Source organism: Pseudomonas sp. Irchel 3A7 (assembly GCF_900187565.1).
Classification (GTDB): Bacteria; Pseudomonadota; Gammaproteobacteria; order Pseudomonadales; family Pseudomonadaceae; genus Aquipseudomonas.
In genome coordinates this window covers 556,668-577,910 of record NZ_FYED01000001.1, presented here as the reverse complement: position 1 = coordinate 577,910, position 21,243 = coordinate 556,668, and the positions used below count along the sequence as shown (strand labels likewise).

Genomic DNA, 21,243 nt, shown 5'->3' with positions numbered 1-21,243 from the left:
CCACAGATGTCTTTGTTCAAACAACTGTTGATCGCTATCTGTCTGTTCCTGGTCGTCGCCTTCACCGGCAGCTTCATGGTCAGCCTCGAAAGCTCGCGCAGCCAGTACGTCAACCAGTTGCGCTCCCACGCCCAGGACGCCGCGACGGCGCTGGCGCTGTCCCTGACGCCGAACATCGACGACACGGCGATGACCGAGTTGCTGGTCAGCTCGATCTTCGACAGCGGTTACTACGCGAGCATCCGGGTGGTCGATCTGTCCAACGATAAAACGCTGGTCGAGCGCAGTGGTATCCCGGCCGATACCCAGGTGCCGGACTGGTTCGTCCGACTGATCGGCCTGGAACCGGCCGGTGGCGATGCGATTGTCAGCCGCGGTTGGGAGCAGGCGGCGCGCGTCGAGGTGGTCAGTCACCCGATGTTCGCCCTGGCCAAATTGTGGCAAAGCGCGCTGGGCAGTCTGCTGTGGCTGCTGATCTGTGGTGTGATCAGCGCGGTGTTGGGGGCGTTGTTGCTGCGTCGACAATTGAAGCCGCTCGACTACATGGTCCAGCAGTCCCACGCCATCGCCCGCCGCGAGTTCCTCAGTCTGCCGCAGCTGCCACGCACGCCTGAATTGCGGCGCGTGGTGCAGGCCATGAATCAGATGGTCGAGAAGCTCAAGGCATTGTTTCAGGAACAGGCCGAGCGCAGTGAAAAACTGCGGTCCGAATCCTATCAGGACAACCTGACCGGGTTGGCCAACCGCCGTTATTTCGAGATGCAATTGAACGCGCGGGTGAGCAACCCGGAGCAGGCCAGCTCCGGTTATTTGTTGTTGCTGCGGGTTCAGGATCTGGCGGGGCTCAACCAGCGCCTGGGTGGGCAACGCACGGACGAATTGTTGCAGGCGGTCGGCGAGCAGCTATCGCGTGAATGCGCCCGCTATCCGGCAACGCAAAACCTCGTCACGCGGATTCGAGGCGGCGAATTTGCCGTGCTGGCGCCGGGCCTGATGCGCGAAGAAGCGCTGCAACTGGCGCAGCACCTCGATACGGCCCTGGCGAGCCTGCATGCGACCGGGGCCACCGACGTGGCTTCGGTCGCTGCGATCGGGCTGGCACCGTTTGTTCATGGCGATGCGCCGCAAGCGGTGCTCGCGCTGGCTGATCAGGCGTTGGCACAAGCCGAAGGCCAGAGCGATTCAAATTGGGTCTGCCTGGATCACCGCGCTCTGTCCGGGGGCGGCGATGACCATCACGCCTGGCACAACCTGCTGGATCAGGCACTCAATCAACGGCGATTCAAACTGTATTTCCAACCGGTGGTGGCCAGCCAGGACACACAACTGGTGCTGCACCACAAAGTGCTTTCACGCTTGATTGATGACCAGGGCCAGAGCATTCCAGCGGGGCGCTTCCTGCCGTGGTTGCAGCGGTTCGGCTGGACCGCGCGGCTGGACCGCCTGATGCTGGAGTTGGTGCTGGAGCAGATGGCCGATCACGACGCCTCGCTGGCGTTGAACCTGTCTTCGGCCACCTTGGAAAACCCGCAAGCATGGGATGCACTCCTCGAACTGCTGCGTTCTCATTCCAATCTGGGGCCACGGCTGACGCTGGAAATCGGTGAAGAACAGTTGCCGGAGCAGGCCATGCTGGAAGACCTGATGCGGCGTTTGCGCGCACTCGGGTTCTCGCTGAGCCTGCAACATTTTGGCGGGCGTTTCAGCATGATCGGCAATCTGGCGCGTCTCGGGTTGGCGTACCTCAAGATCGATGGCAGCTACATCCGTGCGATCGATCAGGAGAGCGACAAGCGTCTGTTCATCGAAGCCATCCAGCGCGCCGCCCATAGCATCGACTTGCCCTTGATTGCCGAACAGGTCGAGACCGAGGGGGAGTTGGCGGTGATTCGGGAGATGGGGGTCTATGGGGTTCAGGGGCGGTTGGTGGGGGAGCCCAGGCCTTGGCAGTAGGTAGTATTTAGTTGTTCATGCTGCCGTCTTCGCGAGCAGGCTCGCTCCCACAATGAGTCTGCCTTGTGCACAAATCCTGCGACCACCACCGATCAACTGTGGGAGCGAGCCTGCTCGCGAAGGCGCCAGTACCGACGCTGAAGAGCCCGAGGCCTAGATAACCCCTTCCTCATCATCATCAACCAAATGACTCAACCCGCCCAATGCCTCCCGGGCCTGGGTCCGGTCCATCAGTTTGGCCCGCGCGGGCGCCGGCAGGTCGGTGACGAGGATCACGCCTTTGGTGATCAGCACCTCGATCAAGTCGTCGAGTACCCGAATCATTTCCAGGTCGCTCTGGCGCAGTTGCTTGAGTTGTTTAATCTGCTTGAGCTGATTGAGGCTGGTGGCCATGACCTCGTTGGCGAACCAGGCCTGGAGGTCAGGGTGGTCCGCCGGCAGCGTTTCCGTGGATTCGGCGTAGGCTTCGGCTTCGACGCGCATCAGTTGTCCTTCTGCATTGCGTTGCACGTAGAACATGGAGCATCCCTCAGAAGTGAACCGCGTCATGTTGTCAGCAGCATAGGCGAAATACGCCATATGGTTATTCGCTAACGGTATTTAAAATCCTCTTCTTATATCTATAAAGTCACACACCTGCGTACCTGCCGACCAATCGGCGCGCCGCACGACACGAACCAACACGGGACCTCCGTGAGTTTCTGATCGACGCGCGCGCCCTTGAGCGTGCCGTGCGTGGGAGTGATTTATGTCCGCAGCTTCAGCATCGCCAGTCATCGCGCCACAACGCTTTGAAATCCGCCCGTTCAGTGGCGCGGTGGGCGCCGAAATCATCGGCCTCGATTTGTCCCGCCCGATTAATGATCAGGACTTTGCACGCCTTCACCGCGCGCACCTGGATCATCACGTGGTGGTGTTCCGCGACCAGCGCATCACCCCCCAACAACAGATCGATTTCAGCCGCCGTTTCGGCGTGTTGCAGATCCATGTGCTCAAGCAGTTCCTGCTGACGGGGCATCCGGAAATCCTCATCGTTTCCAACATTGTCGAAAATGGCCAGAACATCGGCCTGGGCGATGCCGGCAAATTCTGGCACTCCGATCTCTCCTACAAGGAACTGCCGAGCCTGGGTTCGATGCTGCATGCCCAGGAGCTGCCGTCCGAGGGCGGCGACACCCTGTTCGCCGACATGCACAAGGCCTGGGACAGCCTGCCTGAAGCGTTGCGCAAAGCGGTTGAAGGTCGCTCGGCGGCGCACTCCTACACGGCGCGTTACAGCGAGACCAAATTCGAAGGCAACTGGCGTCCGACCCTGACCCCGGAACAGCTCGCTCAAGTCGCCGAAGTCATTCATCCGGTGGTGCGCACGCACCCGGAAAACGGCCGCAAGGCGCTGTTCGTCAGCGAGGGTTTCACCACCCGCATCGTTGGCCTGCCGGAGGACGAAAGCCAGCAACTGCTGGCCGAGCTCTACGCCCACAGCGTGTTGCCGCAAAACATCTACCGCCATCAGTGGCAGCCCCATGACCTGGTGTTCTGGGACAACCGTTCGCTGATCCACCTTGCCGCCGGCTGCCCGAGCTACCTGCGCCGCAAGCTGTATCGCACCACCATCCAGGGCGACGCGCCTTTCTGATTTGTCGGAGATTTGATCATGTCCAAACGTCTTCCTTTTGCACCACTGGCCGCGGCCATCGGCCTGGGTTTCAGCCTGATCGCCGGCAGCCTGGTGGCGCCGACCGTGGCTCACGCCGAAGGTGAAATCCGCATCGCCGAACAGTTCGGTATCGTCTATCTGCTGCTCAACGTCGTGCGCGATCAAAACCTGATCGAGAAGTACGGCAAGCAGGAAGGCATCGACATCAAGGTCGACTGGACTCAGCTCTCCGGCGGGGCGGCGGTCAACGATGCATTGCTCTCCGGTTCCATCGACATTGCCGGTGCCGGTGTCGGTCCGCTGCTGACCATCTGGGACCGCACCCATGGCAAGCAGAACGTCAAGGCTGTGGCGTCCCTGGGTAATTTCCCTTACTACCTGGTGAGCAATAATCCCAAGGTCAAAACCATCGCCGATTTTTCCGAGAAGGACCGCATCGCAGTTCCGGCGGTGGGGGTGTCAGTGCAGTCGCGCTTCCTGCAGTACGCGGCCGCCAAGCAATGGGGGGACAAGGAATTCAATCGCCTCGACAAGTACACCATCGCCGTTCCGCACCCGGATGCCACGGCGGCACTGATCGCTGGCGGCACCGAGCTGAGCGGACATTTTTCCAACCCGCCGTTCCAGGATCAGGCGCTGGAGAACCCGAACGTGCACGTGGTGTTGAACACCTACGACCTGCTCGGCCCGAACTCGCCGACGGTGCTGTTCGCCACCGAGAAATTCCGCAACGAAAACCCGAAAACCTACAAGGCCTTCATCGACGCCCTGACCGAAGCCGCGCAATTCGCGCAGAACGATAAAGGGGCGGCGGCGGATACTTACATCCGCGTCACCAAAGCCAAAATCGACCGCGCTGCGTTGCTGAAAATCATCGACAACCCGCAGTTCGAATTCAGTGTCACACCGAAAAATACCTACCCGCTGGCCGAGTTCCTCTACCGCGTCGGCGCGATCAAAAACAAACCGGATTCGTGGAAGGATTACTTCTTCCAGGACGCCAAACCGCTGCAAGGGAGCTGACCCACATGAACGCCCCTTTGCAAGGCCACACGGTCAGCAAACCGACCACGGCAACCCAAGCGTTGCTGTCGGTCGATAATGTCAGCCTGGAATACCGCACGCCCCAGCGCGTGGTGCGTGCGACCCATCAAGTCAGTTTCGAGATCGATCCGGCGGACCGCTTTGTCCTGCTCGGTCCGTCCGGTTGCGGCAAGTCGACCTTGCTCAAGGCCGCCGCCGGATTCATCCAGCCAGTGGAGGGCGAGATCCGTCTGCAAGGTCAGCGCGTCGATGCGCCGGGGCCGGACCGGATCGTGGTGTTCCAGGAGTTCGATCAGCTGCCGCCATGGAAGACGGTCAAACAGAACGTGATGTTTCCGCTGCTGGCCTCCAAAACCCTCAAGCGTAAAGAGGCCGAGGAGCGGGCGCTGCATTACCTCGACAAGGTCGGTCTTGCAGCGTTTGCAGATGCCTATCCACATACCCTGTCAGGTGGCATGAAGGCGCGAGTCGCCATCGCCAGGGCGCTGGCCATGCAGCCGAAAATCCTCCTGATGGACGAACCCTTCGCTGCGCTCGATGCGCTGACCCGACGCAAGATGCAGGAAGAACTGCTGCTGCTTTGGGAAGAAGTGCGCTTCACGCTGTTGTTTGTCACGCACTCCATCGAAGAGGCGCTGGTGGTGGGCAACCGCATCCTGTTGCTGTCGCCGCATCCGGGGCGGGTGAGGGCGGAAGTCCACAGCCATCAATACGATTTGCATAGCCTGGGCGGTGTGGCGTTTCAGGAATCGGCGCGGCGTATCCACAGGCTGTTGTTTGACGAAGGGCAGTCGCCGGAAACCGAGCGCGAACTGGATTTCGCCGACATCCGCATCGCTTATTGAGCCAGTTGAAAGGAGGGCCCGATGAGCCATTTATCATCCCCGCGTGAAGAATTCGAAACCGTATTGCAGCCACTGACCAGCGTGCCGCTGGAGCGCGAACTGCCCCTTGGCCAACGTCTGTGGCAACAGGGCTGGATTCGCAAAAGCCTGATCCTGATTCTGCTCGCTGTGCTGTGGGAGGCGGTCGCCCGTTATCAGAACAACGACCTGCTGCTGCCGAGCTTCGTGCAAACCTCGCATGCACTGTATGACGGCCTGCTCAGCGGCGAATTGCTGGGCAAGGTGTGGATTTCCCTGGTGGTGCTGCTCAAGGGATATCTGATCGGCATTGTCCTGGCGTTTGCCCTGACCACACTGGCAGTGTCGACCCAGTTCGGTCGCGACCTGCTGAGCACCCTGACCTCGATGTTCAACCCGCTCCCGGCCATTGCGCTGCTGCCGCTGGCACTGTTGTGGTTTGGCCTGGGGCAGAACAGCCTGATTTTCGTGCTGGTGCACTCGGTGCTCTGGGCCTTGGCCCTTAACACCTACGCAGGCTTTCTCGGCGTCTCGGAAACCCTGCGCATGGCCGGGCGCAACTACGGCCTCAAGGGCATGCGCTTCGTGCTGTTCATCCTGATCCCCGCAGCACTGCCCTCGATCCTCGCCGGCCTGAAAATTGGCTGGGCGTTTGCCTGGCGTACGTTGATTGCGGCTGAACTGGTGTTTGGTGCTACGAGCGGGAAGGGCGGGTTGGGCTGGTACATCTTTCAGAACCGCAATGAGCTGTACACCGACAAGGTGTTTGCCGGATTAGCAGTGGTGATTTTGATTGGGTTGCTGGTGGAGAATTTGGTGTTTGATTCGCTGGAGCGGGTGACGGTGACGCGGTGGGGGATGCAGCGGTGAGGTCGGGGCCTCACCGCGTGCAATAGAGTTGATGATGGTCACTCAATTTACACCGACTGAGACCCTATCGCCTCAGGTACATGGCACCTCGGGTTTCACCATTCCTATCGAGCAGAAGGGTAAGTTTTGATGACGCTCGGGTTTCTCGGACATGGTCATATGTATTTGTTGGCTCCCATTGAGAGGTGGAGGGGCGCTGAACTGACTGTCTCGGTTTTGTTGCACTTTGAGTAGTTTGTTGCTGCGCTCTCACGTGATTCGATTTTGGATTTGTGTACCGGTTTGGATAAGTTACAAACCGAGGTCTGGAGCCCTCGATTGGCGGAAACTTGTTCTGGGTCGCGGCCTTTACATCAAAGGAAAAAATATCGGTCCAAGTTTTGTTTATGCTTTTAGCAACACCTGAAATGCCGTTGTTGACCGAGCTTGCAGTTTGTTTGACAGCAGCTGTAAGCATTTTGGCCGCTGATGTTGGGATAGTGCGTAGCCCACCCAAAAGCGTTCGCGCACCTGACAGAAGCGATCCGAAATAATGCCCCGTCGGATCCGAATTCATCACCGGTTCCCCGCCGCAATACATATATGAATTGATCCCACCCCTACCGAACGGACTCAAACTGTCCGAACTGTGAAAGCGCATAAGCCAAGGGTTGTAAACACGGTAGCCGTTGCCCAGCGCATACCAATCGAGTTTCTCCTCACGCAGTTCTCCGTTGAAGCCTAACCGTGTGATGACATCATGCTGCGCCGATTGCTGGCCGTAAGCTGTGTACGCCATGCGATTGGTCCTGCCCGCGTCGATTTCGGCGAGTACCGATTTTTGGAAATCCACCGCCAGCAGTAGCGTGTGTTGCCCGGTCGGGTTGTGTTTCTTGGGTTGAGTCATGCCGAAAACCTCTACTGGAGGATCGAGGTGAATGTCTGGCTAAGTTTTACCCTCCACGGCAACGGTTGAGAACTAGCAGAACTGATAGTGGTTCGGGCGAGTTAGAGGGGGATCTATGCGGATGGTGATGGTGACTGTGCGGGCCTCTTCGCGAGCAGGCTCGCTCCCACTGGGGGTTGGTCCACTGAAGATCCAATGTGGGAGCGAGCCTGCTCGCGAAGGGGCCGGAACTTCCAACGCATTAGCTGGGAGATGTTTGCTAGCATTGCGCCTGAATCAATCCACATCAGACACGAGTGCTCAGCATGCAACTCCCGGATATGAACCTTCTGGTCGCTCTCGACGCCCTGCTCGACGAAGGCAGCGTAGTGGGCGCCGCGCGGCGGATGAACCTCAGCCCGGCGGCCATGAGTCGAACGCTGACGCGCATCCGCGAGGCCATTGGCGATCCGATCCTGGTACGTGCCGGCCGTGGTCTGGTACCGACACCCAAGGCGCTGGAGTTGCGCGAGCAAGTGCGGGATGTGGTCGAGCAAGCCGCGCAGCTATTCCATTCGGCCCGTGTCGTGGACCTGGGCAGTTTGCGCCGACGCTTCAGCATCCGGGCCAATGACTTCTTCATCGGCATCTACGGCGGCAAGTTGTTCGACACCATGGAGCGTCAGGCGCCGCATTGCGAGTTGCGCTTTGTTCCGGAAGGCGATGGCGATGACGAGGCCTTGCGTGAGGGCCGCATCGATCTGAGCGTCAGCAACAACCGGCCGCTGATGCCGGAAGTGAAAGTGCAGAACCTGTTTTCCACCCAGTTCGTCGGCCTGGTGCGCGAGGATCATCCGCTGCTCGATGAAGAGATCACCGCCGAACGTTTTGCCGGGTTTTCCCATATCAGCATGTCACGTCGCGGGATTGCCCGCGGACCGATCGATACGGCGCTCAATGCGTTGGGGCTGGAACGGCGGGTGGCGGTGATTGCACCGAGTTTCCATGCAGCGATGTTCGCCTTGCCCGATTCCGATCTGATTCTGCCGGTGCCCAGGGAAACGCTGTTGAGCGTGCGGCGCCTGGGTTTGAAGTTGCGTTCGTTCACCCTGCCGGTGCCGCTGCCGACCATCATGCTGACCCAGGCCTGGCATCCGCGGTTCGACAATGACCCGGCCCACCGCTGGCTGCGTGAGACGCTGAAAAGCTGTTGCGATGAGACGTGGTTGGCAGCCCAGTCGTGATGGCGTGAGAAACAGTTTGTGGCGAGGGAGCTTGCTCTCGTTGGACTGCGCAGCAGTCCCTTCTTTTCGCAGGTAAGCGGGGCCGCTTCGCGACCCGGCGGGAGCAAGCTCCCTCGACACAAAAGCGCCTTCCTGCATCGCACCGCTCTAACACCTATGGATGGTGGTCCGCCTGACTCGGCGGTGTTAGTTTTTCCCCGCCGTTTCTTCACGAGACCGCTTTCTGTCCTCGTTCGTTTTCATCACCCAATTGCTGCGTCCCACGCACTTATAAATTACCAATAAGTCAGTTTTCGTCAGCGATTCGCCTTCGTAGACTGCCCCCTCAATCATTTCGGAGTTGTGAACCGATGACCTCCCTGACGGCCTCGGTGCCTCTGGCCGCCCCTGTGCCGGCCGCCGCACCAGTGGTGTTTGGTCCACGGATCATCATTGGCCTGGTGGGTGTGCTGCTGGCGGTGCTGGTTTCGGGACTGAACGAGATGGTGACCAAGGTTGCCCTGGCTGACATTCGCGGTGCGCTGGCTATCGGCTACGACGAAGGCACCTGGTTGGTCGCCAGCTACGCCGCGACCTCGGTAGCGGCTGCGGCCTTCGCGCCCTGGTGTGCGGTGACGTTCTCGCTACGGCGTTTCACGCTGTGTGCGATCAGTGCATTCACCTTGTTGGGCGTGTTGTGCCCGCTTGCACCGAATTACGAAAGCCTGCTGGTTTTGCGCACGTTGCAAGGCCTGGCCGGTGGCGCGTTACCCCCCATGTTGATGACCGTCGCACTGCGTTTTCTGCCGGCCAACATAAAAGTCTTCGGCCTGGCCGGTTATGCCTTGACGGCCACTTTCGGTCCTGGGCTCGGCACACCTTTGGCGGGGTTATGGACCGAGTATGTCGGCTGGCAATGGACGTTCTGGCAAGTCGTCGCGCCGTGCCTGATCGCCACGGTGGCGGTAGCCTACGGGATTCCCCAGGACCCGTTGCGACTGGAGCGCTTCAAGCAGTTCAACTGGCGCGGTTTGCTGTTGGGTTTTCCGGCGATCTGCATGCTGGTGATCGGCATTTTGCAGGGCAATCGGTTGGACTGGTTCGAGTCGAGCCTGATCAGCGTCTTGCTGGTGGGCGGTACGTTGTTGCTGGTGCTGTTTCTGATCAACGAGTGGTCGCAGCCGATCCCGTTTTTCAAGATGCAGATGCTCGGCATTCGCAACCTGTCGTTTGCCTTGCTGACTCTGGCCGGGGTGCTGGTGGTGCTGCTGGCAGTGATCATCATTCCGTCCAGCTACCTGGCGCAGGTCCAGGGTTATCGCCCGGTGCAGACCGCGCCGATCACCCTGCTGGCGGCGTTGCCGCAGCTGATCGCGCTGCCGTTGGTGGCGGCGCTGTGCAACTTGCGCTGGGTCGATTGCCGCTGGGTGCTGGGCATCGGTCTGGGCATGCTGACCCTGTCCTGCCTGGGTGGATCGCAGCTGACGTCGGCATGGATTCGCGATGATTTCTATGTGCTGCAACTGCTGCAAATCTTCGGTCAGCCCATGGCGGTGTTGCCGCTGCTGATGCTTTCAACCGGCAGCATCAGCCCGATGGATGGGCCATTCGCCTCGTCCTGGTTCAACACCGTGAAAGGCCTGGCGGCGGTGATCGCCACCGGCGTGCTGGAGACGTTGACCACGGCGCGGCTGCACTTTCACTCGACGATGCTGGTGGACCGCCTGGGCAATTCGCCCTTGGCCGATGCCGACAGCGCCGGCCTCGCCCATCGGCTGCATGAGCAGGCGGTGGTGCTGACCGCCGCGGATCTTTACCTGTGCATGGCCGGCGTCGCCGTGGCGCTGATCCTGCTGATTTTTTGGCTGCCGACGCGGATCTATCCGCCGCGCGCGCCGACCTGAATGCTCCACTGAAACTGAAGGTTTTTATGACGACTCAATCCAAGCAAAAAGTGGCCGTGGGCGCTGCCGTTGTGATCGCGGTGGGCGCGCTGATTTATCTGCTGGCGCCTGGCCTGTTCGGCCAGCGTACGCACCAAAGCACCAATGACGCTTATGTCTCGGCGGATTACACGCTGGTGGTGCCGCGCGTCGCCGGGTTCATCAAGCAAGTGCTGGTGGAAGACAACCAGCAGGTTCAGGCCGGGCAGTTGCTGGCGCTGATCGATGATCGCGATCTACGCGCCGCTGCCGAAGCGGCTGCAGCCGAAGCGCTGATGGCCCAGGCGCAATTGCAAAATGCCAAGGCCACCCTTGAGCGCCAGGCGTCGGTGATTGCCCAGGCGCAAGCCGCGGTGGTGTCGGCCAAGGCTGAGATGGCCTTCGCCGAGCATGAACTCAATCGCTACAACCATCTCGCCGGTGTCGGTGCCGGTACGGTGCAGAACGCGCAGCAGGCGCGCACACGCATCGATCAGGCCAGCGCCCGGTTGACCAATGTCACGGCGGTGCTGGCGGCGGAACGCAAACAGGTGGACATCCTCACGGCTCAGCGCGACGGGGCTGACGGTGGCTTGAAGCGGGCGCAGGCGAAGCTGGAAATGGCCAGTTACGAGCTGTCCTACACGCGGATTACTGCGCCGCAGGACGGCATGGTCGGCGAGCGAGCGGTGCGGGTTGGCGCTTATGTCACACCGGGCAGCAAGCTGCTGGCTGTGGTGCCCCTGGCGCAGGCTTATGTGGTGGCCAACTTTCAGGAAACCCAACTGACCCACGTGCAGCCGGGGCAGAACGTCCAGGTCAGCGTCGACACCTTTGGCGGCGAAATGCTGAATGGGCGCGTCGAGAGCATCGCACCGGCTACCGGAGTGACCTTCGCTTCGGTCAAGCCGGACAACGCGACCGGTAACTTCACCAAGGTCGTGCAGCGGATTCCGGTGAAGATCGTGCTGGCGCCGGGGCAGCCCTTGGCCGAACGGTTGCGGGTGGGTATGTCGGTGGAGGCGAGGATTGATACCGCAAGCGCCGGCGTCGAGCATGAGGTTGCGCAGCGATGAAGATGTTTGGTGATGGGTCTGACGCTTTCGCGAGCAGGCTCGCTCCCACAATGGGACGGTGCGTTGACCACAATCTATTTTCAAAAGGTGATCCCCTGTGGGAGCGAGCCTGCTCGCGAAGAGGCCGTCAGCCTCGACTCACCTTGTGCGCCTTACTGGTCATGAGTCTTTCAGCCTGCACCGTCGGCCCGGACTTCAAGAAGCCCGAAGCCCAACAAGTCACCGGGTGGTCGAAACCTTCAAGCGCCGCACTTAGCCAAGCCACCGATGAAGCGATGAGCGAACGCTGGTGGGAAGTGTTCAACGACCCGAAGCTATCGGCCCTGAGTCAGCGCGCCCTGACCGATAACCTCGACCTGAAACTGGCGAGCAGTCGCCTGGAGCAAAGCCGCGCGGTGCGCCAGGTGGTCACCGCCGACCGCTACCCGACGACCGCCGCCACAGGCAGCTACGCCCGTAAACGCAACAGCGGCGAAGGCTTGATGGACCCCTCGGGGCACAACGGCAATTCCGCATTCAACCTCTGGGATGCCGGTTTCTCTGCATCCTGGGAGCTGGATTTCTGGGGGCGGGTGCGCCGCGAAACCGAGGCCGCCGACGCCACACTGGAAGTCGCGGAAAACGACCGTCGCGGTGTGCTGTTGTCGGTCCTCGCTGAAACCGCCCAAGACTACATTCAACTGCGCGGTGTGCAAAACACCCGGGCCGTCACCGAGCAGAATCTAGAGGTGGCTCGCCACAGTCTGAAGCTGTCGCAGCTGCGCCTGGCCGATGGTGTCGCCACGGATCTGGACGTCGCCGAAGCCGCCGCGCAAGTCGCCGCCATCGAATCGCGCCTGCCGGCGCTGGAACAACGTCAGGCACAACTGATCAACGCCTTGAGCCTGTTGATGGGTGAACCGCCCCAGGCGCTGACGGCCGAGCTATCCACCGACGCGCCGGTGCCGCAGACGCCGCGCCAGGTTGCCATCGGCCTGCCGTCGCAACTGGCCGAGCGCCGCCCGGACATCCGCCAGGCCGAGGCCCGTCTGCATGCCGCAACGGCGAGCATCGGCGTGGCCAAGGGGGATTTCTATCCACGCATTACCCTGTCGGGCAATGTCGGTTCGCAAGCCATGCAGCTGAGCGATTTCGGTTCGTGGGGCTCGCGTACCTTCGGCATCGGCCCGCAATTCACCCTGCCGTTGTTCGACGGTGGGCGCTTGCGCGGCGTGCTGAACCTGCGCGAAGCCCAGCAACAGGAAGCGGCCATCGCCTACCAGCAAACCGTGCTGCGGGCCTGGCATGAAATCGATGACCAACTGAGCGCCTACAACGCCAGCCAATTGCGTCGCGACAGCCTGGCCGAAGCGGTGCGCCAGAACCGGATCGCCCTGCAAACCGCGCAACGGCAATACGTTGAAGGCGTGGTGGATTTCGTCAACGTGCTTACGGTGCAAGGCGCGCTGCTGGCGACCCAGGAGCAATGGGTCGAGAGTTCGACCGGCGTGTCGCTGGCAGCGGTAGGGTTGTACAAGGCCCTGGGTGGTGGATGGGAGTCGGTTTATCCGCTCGCCGCGCAGCGTTGAGTTCAAGGCTTGGCCGACAAATCCGCCATGCCCTTGAGCAACTCGATCGGCAATGGAAAGACGATGGTCGAACTCTTGTCGCCGGCAATCGAGCTCAGCGTCTGCATGTAACGCAACTGCATGGCGCCGGGCTGGCGACCGAGCATTTCGGCGGCCTGCATGAGTTTTTCCGAGGCCTGCAATTCGCCTTCGGCATGGATCACCTTGGCCCGGCGTTCCCGTTCCGCTTCGGCCTGTCTGGCGATGGCGCGGATCATCGATTCGTTGAGGTCCACGTGCTTGATTTCGACGTTGGCCACCTTGATGCCCCAGGCATCGGTCTGGGCGTCGAGCACTTGCTGGATGTCGATGTTCAGTCGTTCGCGTTCGGCCAGCAGTTCATCGAGTTCGTGTTTACCGAGCACCGCGCGCAAGGTGGTTTGCGCCAATTGACTGGTGGCCATCAGAAAGTCTTCGACCTGGATGATTGCCTTTTGCGGATCGAGAACGCGGAAGTACAGCACAGCGTTGACCTTGACCGATACGTTGTCGCGGGTGATCACATCTTGTGCTGGCACGTCGAGGACGATGGTGCGCAGATCGACGCGGACCATTTGCTGGATCACCGGAATCAGCAGGATCAAGCCCGGGCCTTTGACCTGCCAGAAGCGTCCGAGCTGGAACACCACCCCACGCTCGTATTCGCGCAGGATGCGAAACGTCGCGCCTGCCAATGCGATCAGCAATAACAGGAGCGCGACAAAACCCAGCTGTAAGCCCATGACTATTCTCCAACCGATACCGCGTCAGTCGCGGCCACTTCCAGCATTAATCCCTTGCGTGCCACCACCCGGACCCGCTGCCCGATCTGCAGCGGCTTGGCGCTCGACACCTGCCAGCGTTCGCCCTGCAAATGCACCCAGCCGTGACAGGTATCGCCGACCTGCAATGACAACACCGGCGTCACGCTGCCCAGCAGTCCGGCATCGCCGCTGACAGTCTGGCGCGGTCGGGTTTTCAGGGCGCGGATCAGCAGGAAGATCAGCAGCAGTGCACTGATCAGTCCCAAGCCAATCATCAAGGGTACGGGTAATTCGGCATTGGTCAGGATCACGGCGCCGATCACGAACATCACGATCCCGCCCAGGCCGATCACGCCGTAGTTGGGCAGGGCGGCCTCGGCGATCAGAAACGCGATGCCGAAGGTAATCAGCCAGATGCCGATGGGGTCGGGAGCCGGCAGTCCGGCGGGGTCCGCGGCGAAGGCGGAGCCGCTCAAGGCCAGCAGAAATGCAATGGCACAACAACGCGTATTCACGTGACCCTCCGGGAGAGTCGCTGGTGGTTCTGTATACAGTTTAGTTGACGTGTCAGTTGTATGAATTTTGCTCAGTTGTCGACCTGTCCGATGGGCGGATTTCCCGCCGGATCGTTCCGGCAGGCCTAGACTTTGAGTACGTAGAAAAAGTGTTAACCATCGTCCGCCAGGCGTTTTTGCGGACACCGAGGTGCATCATGCGTATGGCAAGAACCGTGCAGAGAAGCCTGGAAAAGGCTCAATGCGACTATGACATCGTCACCCATCCCCACTCGGCCAGCAGCCTCGAAACGGCGCGTGTGGCGGGCATTCCCGCCGAACGGGTGGCCAAATCCGTAATCCTCGACGACCACCACGGGCACTACCTGATGGCTGTGCTGCCCGCCAGCCGTCATCTGGACCTGAGCAAAGTCCGCAGCAGCGGTGAATGGCAAGTCTCCCGTGAAAGCAACCTGCCGCACCTGTTTGACGATTGCGAACGCGGCGCCGTGCCTGCCCTGGGCGAAGCCTATGGACTGGACGTGGTCATCGACCCGCTGTTGACCCGGCAGAAAGACATCTACCTGGAAGCCGGCAACCACACCAATCTGCTGCACATGAACGTGCCGGATTTCCTGAAAATGGTGCCGCATGCGGAAGTGCGGGAGTTGAGTTATTAAGTATTTGCAGCGCCTGTGACATCGATTCGCGAGCAGGCTCGCTCCCACAGGGGATCGCGTTTCTCTTGTGGGAGCGAGCCTGCTCGCGAATGACTGCGAAGCAGTCACCTCACGACGAAAGAAGGAGTCAGACATGGAAAACCCAACCCACAGCCTCCCATCCCTGTTCAAACAACTCGGCCTGCCGGACGACGCCGAAAGCATCGACAAATTCATCGCCACCCATTCACCGCTCAAACCGGAACTGCATCTGGCAGATGCGTTTTTCTGGAATCCAAGTCAGGCAGATCTGTTGCGTAATGAAATACTGGATGACGCCGATTGGGCCGAGGTGGTGGATCAACTGGATGTGATGCTGAGGAAGGGGCGGGGGGTGTAGGCGTTTAGTTCGCTGGAGGCCATTGTCGGGATGTATGAACCAAGGCAAGTATCCAGACTGCATCCAGTTCCTGTTGATAAATCATGCGATAACTCTGGTGCGGAATGAGTTCGCGAGTGCCTGAGACGATTCCAGCAGGACCACTCCCGGGGTTCTGTACAAGTCTGGATATCGCATCGCTGAAGCGGTTATCCATGTCGATGGCCGCTTGTGGGTTAACGGTGTGTAGGTAATCCCAGATGTCTGCACGGTCCTGTGCTGCTTCCTTCGTCCAGATTATTTTCATTCTTGTATGGCTGCCCTTCCTCGCCTGGCGGCGAACTCTGCTTCAACTTCCTCATTCGTCAGACCGTCACCTTTGCGCATGGAAGCACGAGCGATATCCACTTTACGTTGCAGGAATGCTTCGTACTCACGTGACTCTCGTTGTGTTTGAACAAATTGACGCATCATTTCCCGAACAATTTGCGAGGCAGGCCGGTGAGCCGCTTCTGCTTCGGCCATGAACTGTTCGCGCAATTCTGATTCGAGTTTCATCGTAAAAACGGCTTGTTTTGACATGGCCTGGCCTCCGAACGGATGTGATGAAAAAGTATATACAAATTCATTACATCGGTTCGCCAACGGTCGGGCGGTAATGACGGATGGTCACCAATTTGTTTCAAAACTTGACGAAAAATCCTCTCCAATGCCATATTGATAGTTAGCAAACTAACAGTGTGTGCATTCCCTCGTGCCGAATAACCTCGACGCTCTCCAGATGAACATCAGCAGCTCCATGGTGGTGGCCGCGCGGCATTGGCGGAAGATCTGCCAGACGACGCTGGTCAACTATGGAATCTCCGAAGCCTGCGCGGTCCCGTTGTTGATGATCGGACGCTTGGGCGATGGTGTGCGGCAAGTGGCGGTGGCGCAGGCGTCGGGGATGGAGAGTCCGTCGCTGGTGCGCCTGCTCGACCAGCTGTGTCATGCCGGTCATGTCTGCCGCACCGAAGACGCTCAGGATCGCCGCGCCAAATGCCTGAGCCTCACCGACAGCGGACGGACGCTGGTGCAAACCGTCGAGGTCGAACTGGTGCGTTTGCGTAATGAAGCGCTGGAAGGCATCGACCGGCGTGATCTGGAAGCTGCGCTGCGTGTGTTGAAGGCTTTCGAGTCGGCCAGTCCATTTCCGGTGACCCACCCTTGAACGGTTTCTTTACCGGCATGCCCCCGGCCCGTGACTGGTTCTACGGCGTGCGCACCTTCGCGGCGTCGATGATCGCGCTGTACATCGCCCTGCTCATGCAAATGCCGCGTCCGTACTGGGCGATGGCCACGGTGTACATCGTTTCCAATCCGTTTCTCGGCCCGACCACATCCAAGGCGCTGTACCGCGCGGTCGGTACCTTGCTGGGTGCTGTTGCAGCCGTTTTTTTCGTGCCGATGTTCGTCCAGAGCCCCTATGTGCTGGTGCTGGTCATTGCCCTGTGGACGGGAACGCTACTGTTCCTGTCCTTGCATCTGCGTACTGCCAACAACTACGCGTTGATGCTGGCCGGATACACCTTGCCCTTGATCGCATTGCCGGTGGTGGATAACCCTTTGGCGGTGTGGGATGTAGCGGAAGCGCGCACCGAGGAAATCTTTCTGGGCATCGCCGTCGCAGCGGTGGTCGGCGCGATCTTCTGGCCCCGGCGGCTGGCGCCGGTGTTCAACGATTCGGTGAGCAAATGGTTTGCCGATGCATCGACCTACAGTCTGCGTTTTCTCAGCCGCAACGTGCAGCCGGATGAAGTCAGCGGATTGCGCGCGTCGATGGTCGCGACCTTCAACAGCCTGGAATTGATGATCGGCCAGTTGCCCCACGAGGGTGCGCGTCCGCAAACCGTGCGCAACACCAAGGAATTGCGCGGGCGCATGATTCACTTGCTGCCGGTGATCGATGCCCTTGACGATGCGCTTTACGCCCTCGAACGGCGCACACCCGAGCTTGTGGACAAGTTCGCGCCGCTGCTCGGCGCCACTTCCGATTGGCTACAGCACAAAGACGCCGACATTGACCGCTGGCAGGCGTTGAAGCATCAGCTCGAAGCCTTGCAGCCCAGTACCCAGGCGCTGGAGGATCGCAAGCAGCTGCTGTTTTCCAACGCGCTGTATCGCCTCGGCGAATGGATCGATCTATGGCAGGACTGCCGCAGCCTGCAAATCGCCATCCAGTGTGACAACCAGGACAGCTGGCGTGCGGTGTATCGCCATTGGCGGCTGGGGCGGCTGACGCCGTTTCTGGATCGTGGCCTGATGCTTTATTCGGCGGCGTCCACCGTCACCGCGATCATTGTCGCGTCGGTACTGTGGATTTTGCTCGGCTGGACTGACGGTGGCGCGGCGGTGATCCTGGCCGCCGTGGCGTGCAGCTTCTTCGCTTCGATGGACGACCCGGCGCCGCAGATTTACCGGTTCTTTTTCTGGACGGCGATGTCGGTACTGTTTGCCAGCCTGTATCTGTTTCTGGTGCTGCCCAACCTGCATGATTTCCCGATGCTGGTGTTGGCGTTCGCCGTGCCGTTCATCATCGTCGGCACCCTGACGGTCAAGCCGCAGTTTTACCTGGGGATGCTTTTGACCCTGGTCAACACTTCGTCCTTCATCAGCATTCAGGGCGCCTACGACGCAGATTTCCTCAGCTTCGCCAATTCCAACCTGGCAGGCCCCATCGGCCTGCTGTTTGCGTTCATTTGGACCCTGGTTGCCCGGCCATTCGGCGCCGAGCTGGCGGCCAAGCGCCTGACCCGTTTCAGCTGGCGCGACATTGTCAGCCTCACCGAGCCGGCAACGCTGGCCGAGCACCGGCACCTGGGTGTGCAGGTACTGGATCGCTTAATGCAGCACTTGCCGCGCCTGGCCATGACCGGCCAGGACACCGGCATCGCCCTGCGGGAAGTGCGCGTGGTGCTGAATCTGCTGGACCTGCTCGCCTATACGCCACGGGTTGATGGCGTGCCGCAGGCGCTGCTGCATCAGGTGGTGGCTGAGGTCGGCAAATACTTCAAGGCGTGCCTCAAGGCCGGTGAACGCTTGCCGGCGCCGAGTCCGTTGCTGATGACCCTTGACCGCACCCGTCGCGCCCTCGCTGGCGCGGGTGACGAGCAAACCCGCCTGCACCTGCTGCACGCCTTGAGCGGCTTGCGCCTGGCGCTGTTGCCGGGCGTCGAATTCGTCGGTTCCGCAGAGCAAGAAGAACCGCTTCCCCATGGCATCGATGGAGCGCCTTTATGATCGGTGATCTGGATATCAGCGGGGTGTTCCTGCCTACGCTGCTGGTGCTGATGGGCTTTACGTACGTGTTGTACCTGCTGGTGCATGGGGTACTGACGCGCCTGCACTTTTACCGTCTGGTCTGGCACCGGGCATTGTTTAACGTGGCTCTCTACGCTTTGCTGCTTGGCGTGGTGGACTCACTCAGTCGATACCTGATGACATGAAAAAACCTTTATTGACCATCGGTCGCGTGGTCCTGACCCTGTTGATCGTGAGCTTCGCCGTTGTCGTGGTCTGGCGCATGGTGATGTATTACATGTTTGCCCCCTGGACCCGCGACGGGCACATCCGTGCCGACATCGTGCAGATCGCGCCGGACGTGTCCGGACTGATCCAGCAGGTGGAAGTACGCGATAACCAAATGGTCAAGCGAGGGCAGGTGCTGTTCAGCATTGACCAGGACCGCTTCAAGCTGGCCCTGCGCCAGGCAAAAGCGGCGGTGGCCGACCGCGAAGAAACCCTGGCCCAGGCCCAGCGTGAAGCCAAGCGCAACAAGGGCCTCGGTAATCTGGTGCCGGGCGAGCAACTGGAGGAAAGCCAGTCGCGGGTGGCCCGTGCCCAAGTGGCGTTGATGGAAGCTCAGGTGGCGGTGGACAGCGCTCAGCTCAACCTTGATCGCTCGGTGATCCGCAGCCCGGTGGACGGTTACGTCAACGACCGCGCGCCGCGTACCCAGGAGTTTGTCAGTGCAGGGCGGCCGGTGTTGTCAGTGGTCGACAGCAACTCTTTCCACATCGACGGCTATTTCGAAGAAACCAAGCTGGACGGCATTCATGTCGGCCAAAGCGTCGACATCCGTGTGATCGGAGACCGTGCGCGGCTGCGCGGCCACGTCGAAAGTATCGTCGCCGGTATCGAAGACCGCGACCGCACCAGCGGCAGCAACCTGTTGCCCAACGTCAATCCGGCGTTCAGTTGGGTGCGGCTGGCCCAGCGGATTCCGGTGCGGATCGCCTTCGATGACGTGCCGGCGGATTTCCGCATGATCGCCGGGCGCACCGCCACGGTGTCGATCATTGATGATCAGGCCCGGGGGCAGGCGCAATGAGCCAGGCCTCGGTTTTAGCGGTCGCCGGATTGGGCCTGCTGTTGTCGGCGTGCCAGGTGGTCGGGCCGGACTATCACTTGCCCGAAGAAGCGGCCATCCACCGTGAAGACTTGCAGGGTGAACTGGCGGTCGACGGCAAGCCGGTGGTTTCGGCACCGGTGCCTGCCGATTGGTGGCGCCTGTACAACGACCCGCGGCTCGACCAGCTGGTTCAGCAAGCCATGGCGTCCAATACTGACTTGCGCGTGGCGGCGGCGAACCTGCTGCGGGCTCGCGCCCAGGTCGACGAAGCCGAGGCGGCGGGCGGCTGGAGCGCCGGTGTGAAGATGGGTGCCCAACGCTTGCAGGAATCCGGCGAAGCGTTCCTCTTGCCGGAAAAAGTACCGGTGGCCAACATCGGTGACATCGGCATCAGCGCCTCGTACCAGTTCGACCTGTTCGGCACCTTGCAGCGCGGCATCGAAGCGGCCAAGGCCAATGCCGATGCGACGCAAGCCGCGGCCGATACTGCACGCATCACCCTGGTGGCCGACGTGGTACGCGCCTACACGCAAGTGTGCGCAGCCAACGAAGAGCGGGAAATCGCCCAGCACTCCCTCGACCTGCAGGCCCAGAGCACCACGCTGATTCAACGTCTGCGCGATGCCGGGCGCGGCGATGAAACCCAGGTCACCCGTTCGCAAACCCAATTCAAATCCCTGCGCGCCGACATGCCGCGTTATGAGGCGGCGCGCCAGGCCGGACTGTTCCGCTTGTCGATGCTGTTGGCCAAACCGGTGGGTCAATTGCCTGCCGGGACCGACAGCTGCGCCGAACTGCCGAAAATTGCCCGATTGATGCCGGTGGGGGATGGTGCGGCCTTGCTCAAGCGGCGTCCCGACGTACGGCAGGCTGAGCGCCGACTGGCGGCTGCGACCGCCACCATCGGCGTTGCTACGGGTCAGCTGTACCCGGACATCAGCATCGGCGCGACCGTCGGTACCATCGGTATCCTGGATAACCTCGGCGAGCCGTCCACCAACCGCTGGGGCTTTGGACCCTCGCTGACCTGGACGGTGCCGACCAACGGCGCCCGCGCGCGTATCCGCGAGGCCGAAGCGGCCACTCAAGGCGCACTGGCACATTTCGACGGCGTGGTACTCAACGCCATTCGTGAAGCCCAGACCGGCCTGGCCCAGTACTCAGCGTTGCTGCAACGCCGTGAGGCCCTGGCGGACGCCGAGCAATCGGCGAAACTGGCCGCCGATCAGACTCACCGTTTCTTCCAGGCCGGCCGCGCGTCGTTCCTGGCGGACCTGCAAGCGACCCGTACCTACACCGACGTCACGGCACAACTGGCCGCTGCGAACACTCAGGTTGCGACGAGCCAGATCGATTTGTTCCTGGCCCTGGGTGGCGGTTGGGAAAGCGGACGAACGCAAGCGTCGAACTCCGGCAAACCCTGAGGCCGTTGCTATGCTTTGAAGTGTTGAAAGGGCGTTCGTGAAAAACGCCCTTGCTTCGCACAAGGCTTGCGCAG

22 protein-coding genes are annotated in these 21,243 nt (G+C 60.8%); 16 read left to right on the top strand and 6 right to left on the bottom strand.

Annotated elements, in window-relative coordinates; translation table 11 throughout:
* Positions 1 to 6: 6 nt before the first annotated feature.
* Entirely contained in the window at positions 7 to 1,953 is a 1,947-nt protein-coding gene (lapD, locus tag CKW21_RS02620; protein ID WP_095192460.1) for a cyclic di-GMP receptor LapD, read from the top strand.
* Positions 1,954 to 2,106: 153 nt separating this feature from the next.
* On the opposite strand, the gene CKW21_RS02615 is transcribed toward lapD, so the two are convergent.
* Positions 2,107 to 2,472, bottom strand: a complete 366-nt coding sequence (locus CKW21_RS02615) for a tryptophan synthase subunit beta (protein WP_095192459.1) — start codon at positions 2,470 to 2,472, stop codon at positions 2,107 to 2,109.
* Positions 2,473 to 2,701: 229 nt separating this feature from the next.
* Here CKW21_RS02615 and CKW21_RS02610 point away from each other — a divergent pair, with 229 nt between their 5' ends.
* Genes CKW21_RS02610 through CKW21_RS02595 form a run of 4 tightly spaced genes read left to right on the top strand, consistent with a single transcriptional unit; the run spans position 2,702 to position 6,387 of the window.
* A complete protein-coding gene (locus CKW21_RS02610; RefSeq protein ID WP_095192458.1) occupies positions 2,702 to 3,589 on the top strand; it encodes a TauD/TfdA family dioxygenase in 888 nt (295 codons plus the stop codon).
* An 18-nt stretch (positions 3,590 to 3,607) separates the two neighbouring features.
* On the top strand, positions 3,608 to 4,633 hold the full coding sequence (locus tag CKW21_RS02605) for an ABC transporter substrate-binding protein (protein WP_095192457.1): 1,026 nt from the start codon (positions 3,608 to 3,610) through the stop codon (positions 4,631 to 4,633).
* A gap of 5 nt (positions 4,634 to 4,638) precedes the next feature.
* Positions 4,639 to 5,499 (top strand): ABC transporter ATP-binding protein, encoded by an 861-nt coding sequence (locus CKW21_RS02600; protein WP_095192456.1) that lies wholly within the window; start codon positions 4,639 to 4,641, stop codon positions 5,497 to 5,499.
* Positions 5,500 to 5,520: 21 nt separating this feature from the next.
* Positions 5,521 to 6,387 carry an ABC transporter permease gene (locus tag CKW21_RS02595; protein WP_095192455.1) on the top strand — a complete coding sequence of 289 codons (867 nt, stop codon included), beginning with the start codon at positions 5,521 to 5,523 and terminating at the stop codon, positions 6,385 to 6,387.
* A gap of 64 nt (positions 6,388 to 6,451) precedes the next feature.
* Here CKW21_RS02595 and CKW21_RS02590 read toward each other — a convergent pair whose 3' ends face one another.
* Positions 6,452 to 7,273, bottom strand: coding sequence for an RHS repeat-associated core domain-containing protein (locus CKW21_RS02590; protein ID WP_095192454.1), 822 nt, complete (start codon positions 7,271 to 7,273; stop codon positions 6,452 to 6,454).
* 305 nt (positions 7,274 to 7,578) lie between these two features.
* Here CKW21_RS02590 and CKW21_RS02585 point away from each other — a divergent pair, with 305 nt between their 5' ends.
* From CKW21_RS02585 to CKW21_RS02570, 4 genes are all read left to right on the top strand, one after another.
* On the top strand, positions 7,579 to 8,496 hold the full coding sequence (locus CKW21_RS02585) for a LysR family transcriptional regulator (protein ID WP_095192453.1): 918 nt from the start codon (positions 7,579 to 7,581) through the stop codon (positions 8,494 to 8,496).
* Positions 8,497 to 8,846: 350 nt separating this feature from the next.
* Complete coding sequence (locus CKW21_RS02580) at positions 8,847 to 10,379, top strand: MFS transporter (protein WP_095192452.1); 1,533 nt, start codon at positions 8,847 to 8,849, stop codon at positions 10,377 to 10,379.
* Between the two features lie 26 nt (positions 10,380 to 10,405).
* Positions 10,406 to 11,473 carry an HlyD family secretion protein gene (locus CKW21_RS02575; protein WP_095192451.1) on the top strand — a complete coding sequence of 356 codons (1,068 nt, stop codon included), beginning with the start codon at positions 10,406 to 10,408 and terminating at the stop codon, positions 11,471 to 11,473.
* Positions 11,470 to 13,041 carry an efflux transporter outer membrane subunit gene (locus tag CKW21_RS02570; RefSeq protein ID WP_095192450.1) on the top strand — a complete coding sequence of 524 codons (1,572 nt, stop codon included), beginning with the start codon at positions 11,470 to 11,472 and terminating at the stop codon, positions 13,039 to 13,041. Before CKW21_RS02575 ends, CKW21_RS02570 begins: the two co-directional genes overlap by 4 nt.
* 2 nt (positions 13,042 to 13,043) lie before the next feature.
* Here CKW21_RS02570 and CKW21_RS02565 read toward each other — a convergent pair whose 3' ends face one another.
* Positions 13,044 to 13,802, bottom strand: a complete 759-nt coding sequence (locus tag CKW21_RS02565) for a slipin family protein (RefSeq protein WP_095192449.1) — start codon at positions 13,800 to 13,802, stop codon at positions 13,044 to 13,046.
* 2 nt (positions 13,803 to 13,804) lie between these two features.
* Positions 13,805 to 14,338, bottom strand: coding sequence for an NfeD family protein (locus CKW21_RS02560; protein WP_095192448.1), 534 nt, complete (start codon positions 14,336 to 14,338; stop codon positions 13,805 to 13,807).
* Between the two features lie 197 nt (positions 14,339 to 14,535).
* Here CKW21_RS02560 and CKW21_RS02555 point away from each other — a divergent pair, with 197 nt between their 5' ends.
* Positions 14,536 to 14,997 (top strand): aminoacyl-tRNA deacylase, encoded by a 462-nt coding sequence (locus CKW21_RS02555; RefSeq protein ID WP_095192447.1) that lies wholly within the window; start codon positions 14,536 to 14,538, stop codon positions 14,995 to 14,997.
* A 133-nt stretch (positions 14,998 to 15,130) separates the two neighbouring features.
* Positions 15,131 to 15,376 carry a DUF2789 domain-containing protein gene (locus CKW21_RS02550; protein ID WP_095192446.1) on the top strand — a complete coding sequence of 82 codons (246 nt, stop codon included), beginning with the start codon at positions 15,131 to 15,133 and terminating at the stop codon, positions 15,374 to 15,376.
* 4 nt (positions 15,377 to 15,380) lie between these two features.
* On the opposite strand, the gene CKW21_RS02545 is transcribed toward CKW21_RS02550, so the two are convergent.
* Complete coding sequence (locus CKW21_RS02545) at positions 15,381 to 15,662, bottom strand: type II toxin-antitoxin system RelE/ParE family toxin (RefSeq protein ID WP_095192445.1); 282 nt, start codon at positions 15,660 to 15,662, stop codon at positions 15,381 to 15,383.
* Complete coding sequence (locus CKW21_RS02540; protein ID WP_095192444.1) at positions 15,659 to 15,937, bottom strand: antitoxin of toxin-antitoxin stability system; 279 nt, start codon at positions 15,935 to 15,937, stop codon at positions 15,659 to 15,661. Before CKW21_RS02540 ends, CKW21_RS02545 begins: the two co-directional genes overlap by 4 nt.
* A gap of 199 nt (positions 15,938 to 16,136) precedes the next feature.
* Between CKW21_RS02540 and CKW21_RS02535 the strand changes: the two genes are divergently transcribed.
* Genes CKW21_RS02535 through CKW21_RS02515 form a run of 5 tightly spaced genes read left to right on the top strand, consistent with a single transcriptional unit; the run spans position 16,137 to position 21,169 of the window.
* The gene (locus CKW21_RS02535) at positions 16,137 to 16,565 is read left to right on the top strand and encodes a MarR family winged helix-turn-helix transcriptional regulator (RefSeq protein WP_095192443.1); all 429 of its coding nucleotides are present in this window, start codon (positions 16,137 to 16,139) and stop codon (positions 16,563 to 16,565) included.
* A complete protein-coding gene (locus tag CKW21_RS02530; RefSeq protein ID WP_095192442.1) occupies positions 16,562 to 18,634 on the top strand; it encodes an FUSC family protein in 2,073 nt (690 codons plus the stop codon). Before CKW21_RS02535 ends, CKW21_RS02530 begins: the two co-directional genes overlap by 4 nt.
* Positions 18,631 to 18,840, top strand: coding sequence for a DUF1656 domain-containing protein (locus tag CKW21_RS02525; RefSeq protein ID WP_095192441.1), 210 nt, complete (start codon positions 18,631 to 18,633; stop codon positions 18,838 to 18,840). Before CKW21_RS02530 ends, CKW21_RS02525 begins: the two co-directional genes overlap by 4 nt.
* A complete protein-coding gene (locus CKW21_RS02520) occupies positions 18,837 to 19,724 on the top strand; it encodes an HlyD family secretion protein (RefSeq protein WP_095192440.1) in 888 nt (295 codons plus the stop codon). Before CKW21_RS02525 ends, CKW21_RS02520 begins: the two co-directional genes overlap by 4 nt.
* Positions 19,721 to 21,169 (top strand): efflux transporter outer membrane subunit, encoded by a 1,449-nt coding sequence (locus tag CKW21_RS02515; protein ID WP_095192439.1) that lies wholly within the window; start codon positions 19,721 to 19,723, stop codon positions 21,167 to 21,169. The genes CKW21_RS02520 and CKW21_RS02515 overlap by 4 nt, the downstream gene beginning before the upstream one ends.
* Positions 21,170 to 21,243 lie beyond the last annotated feature (74 nt).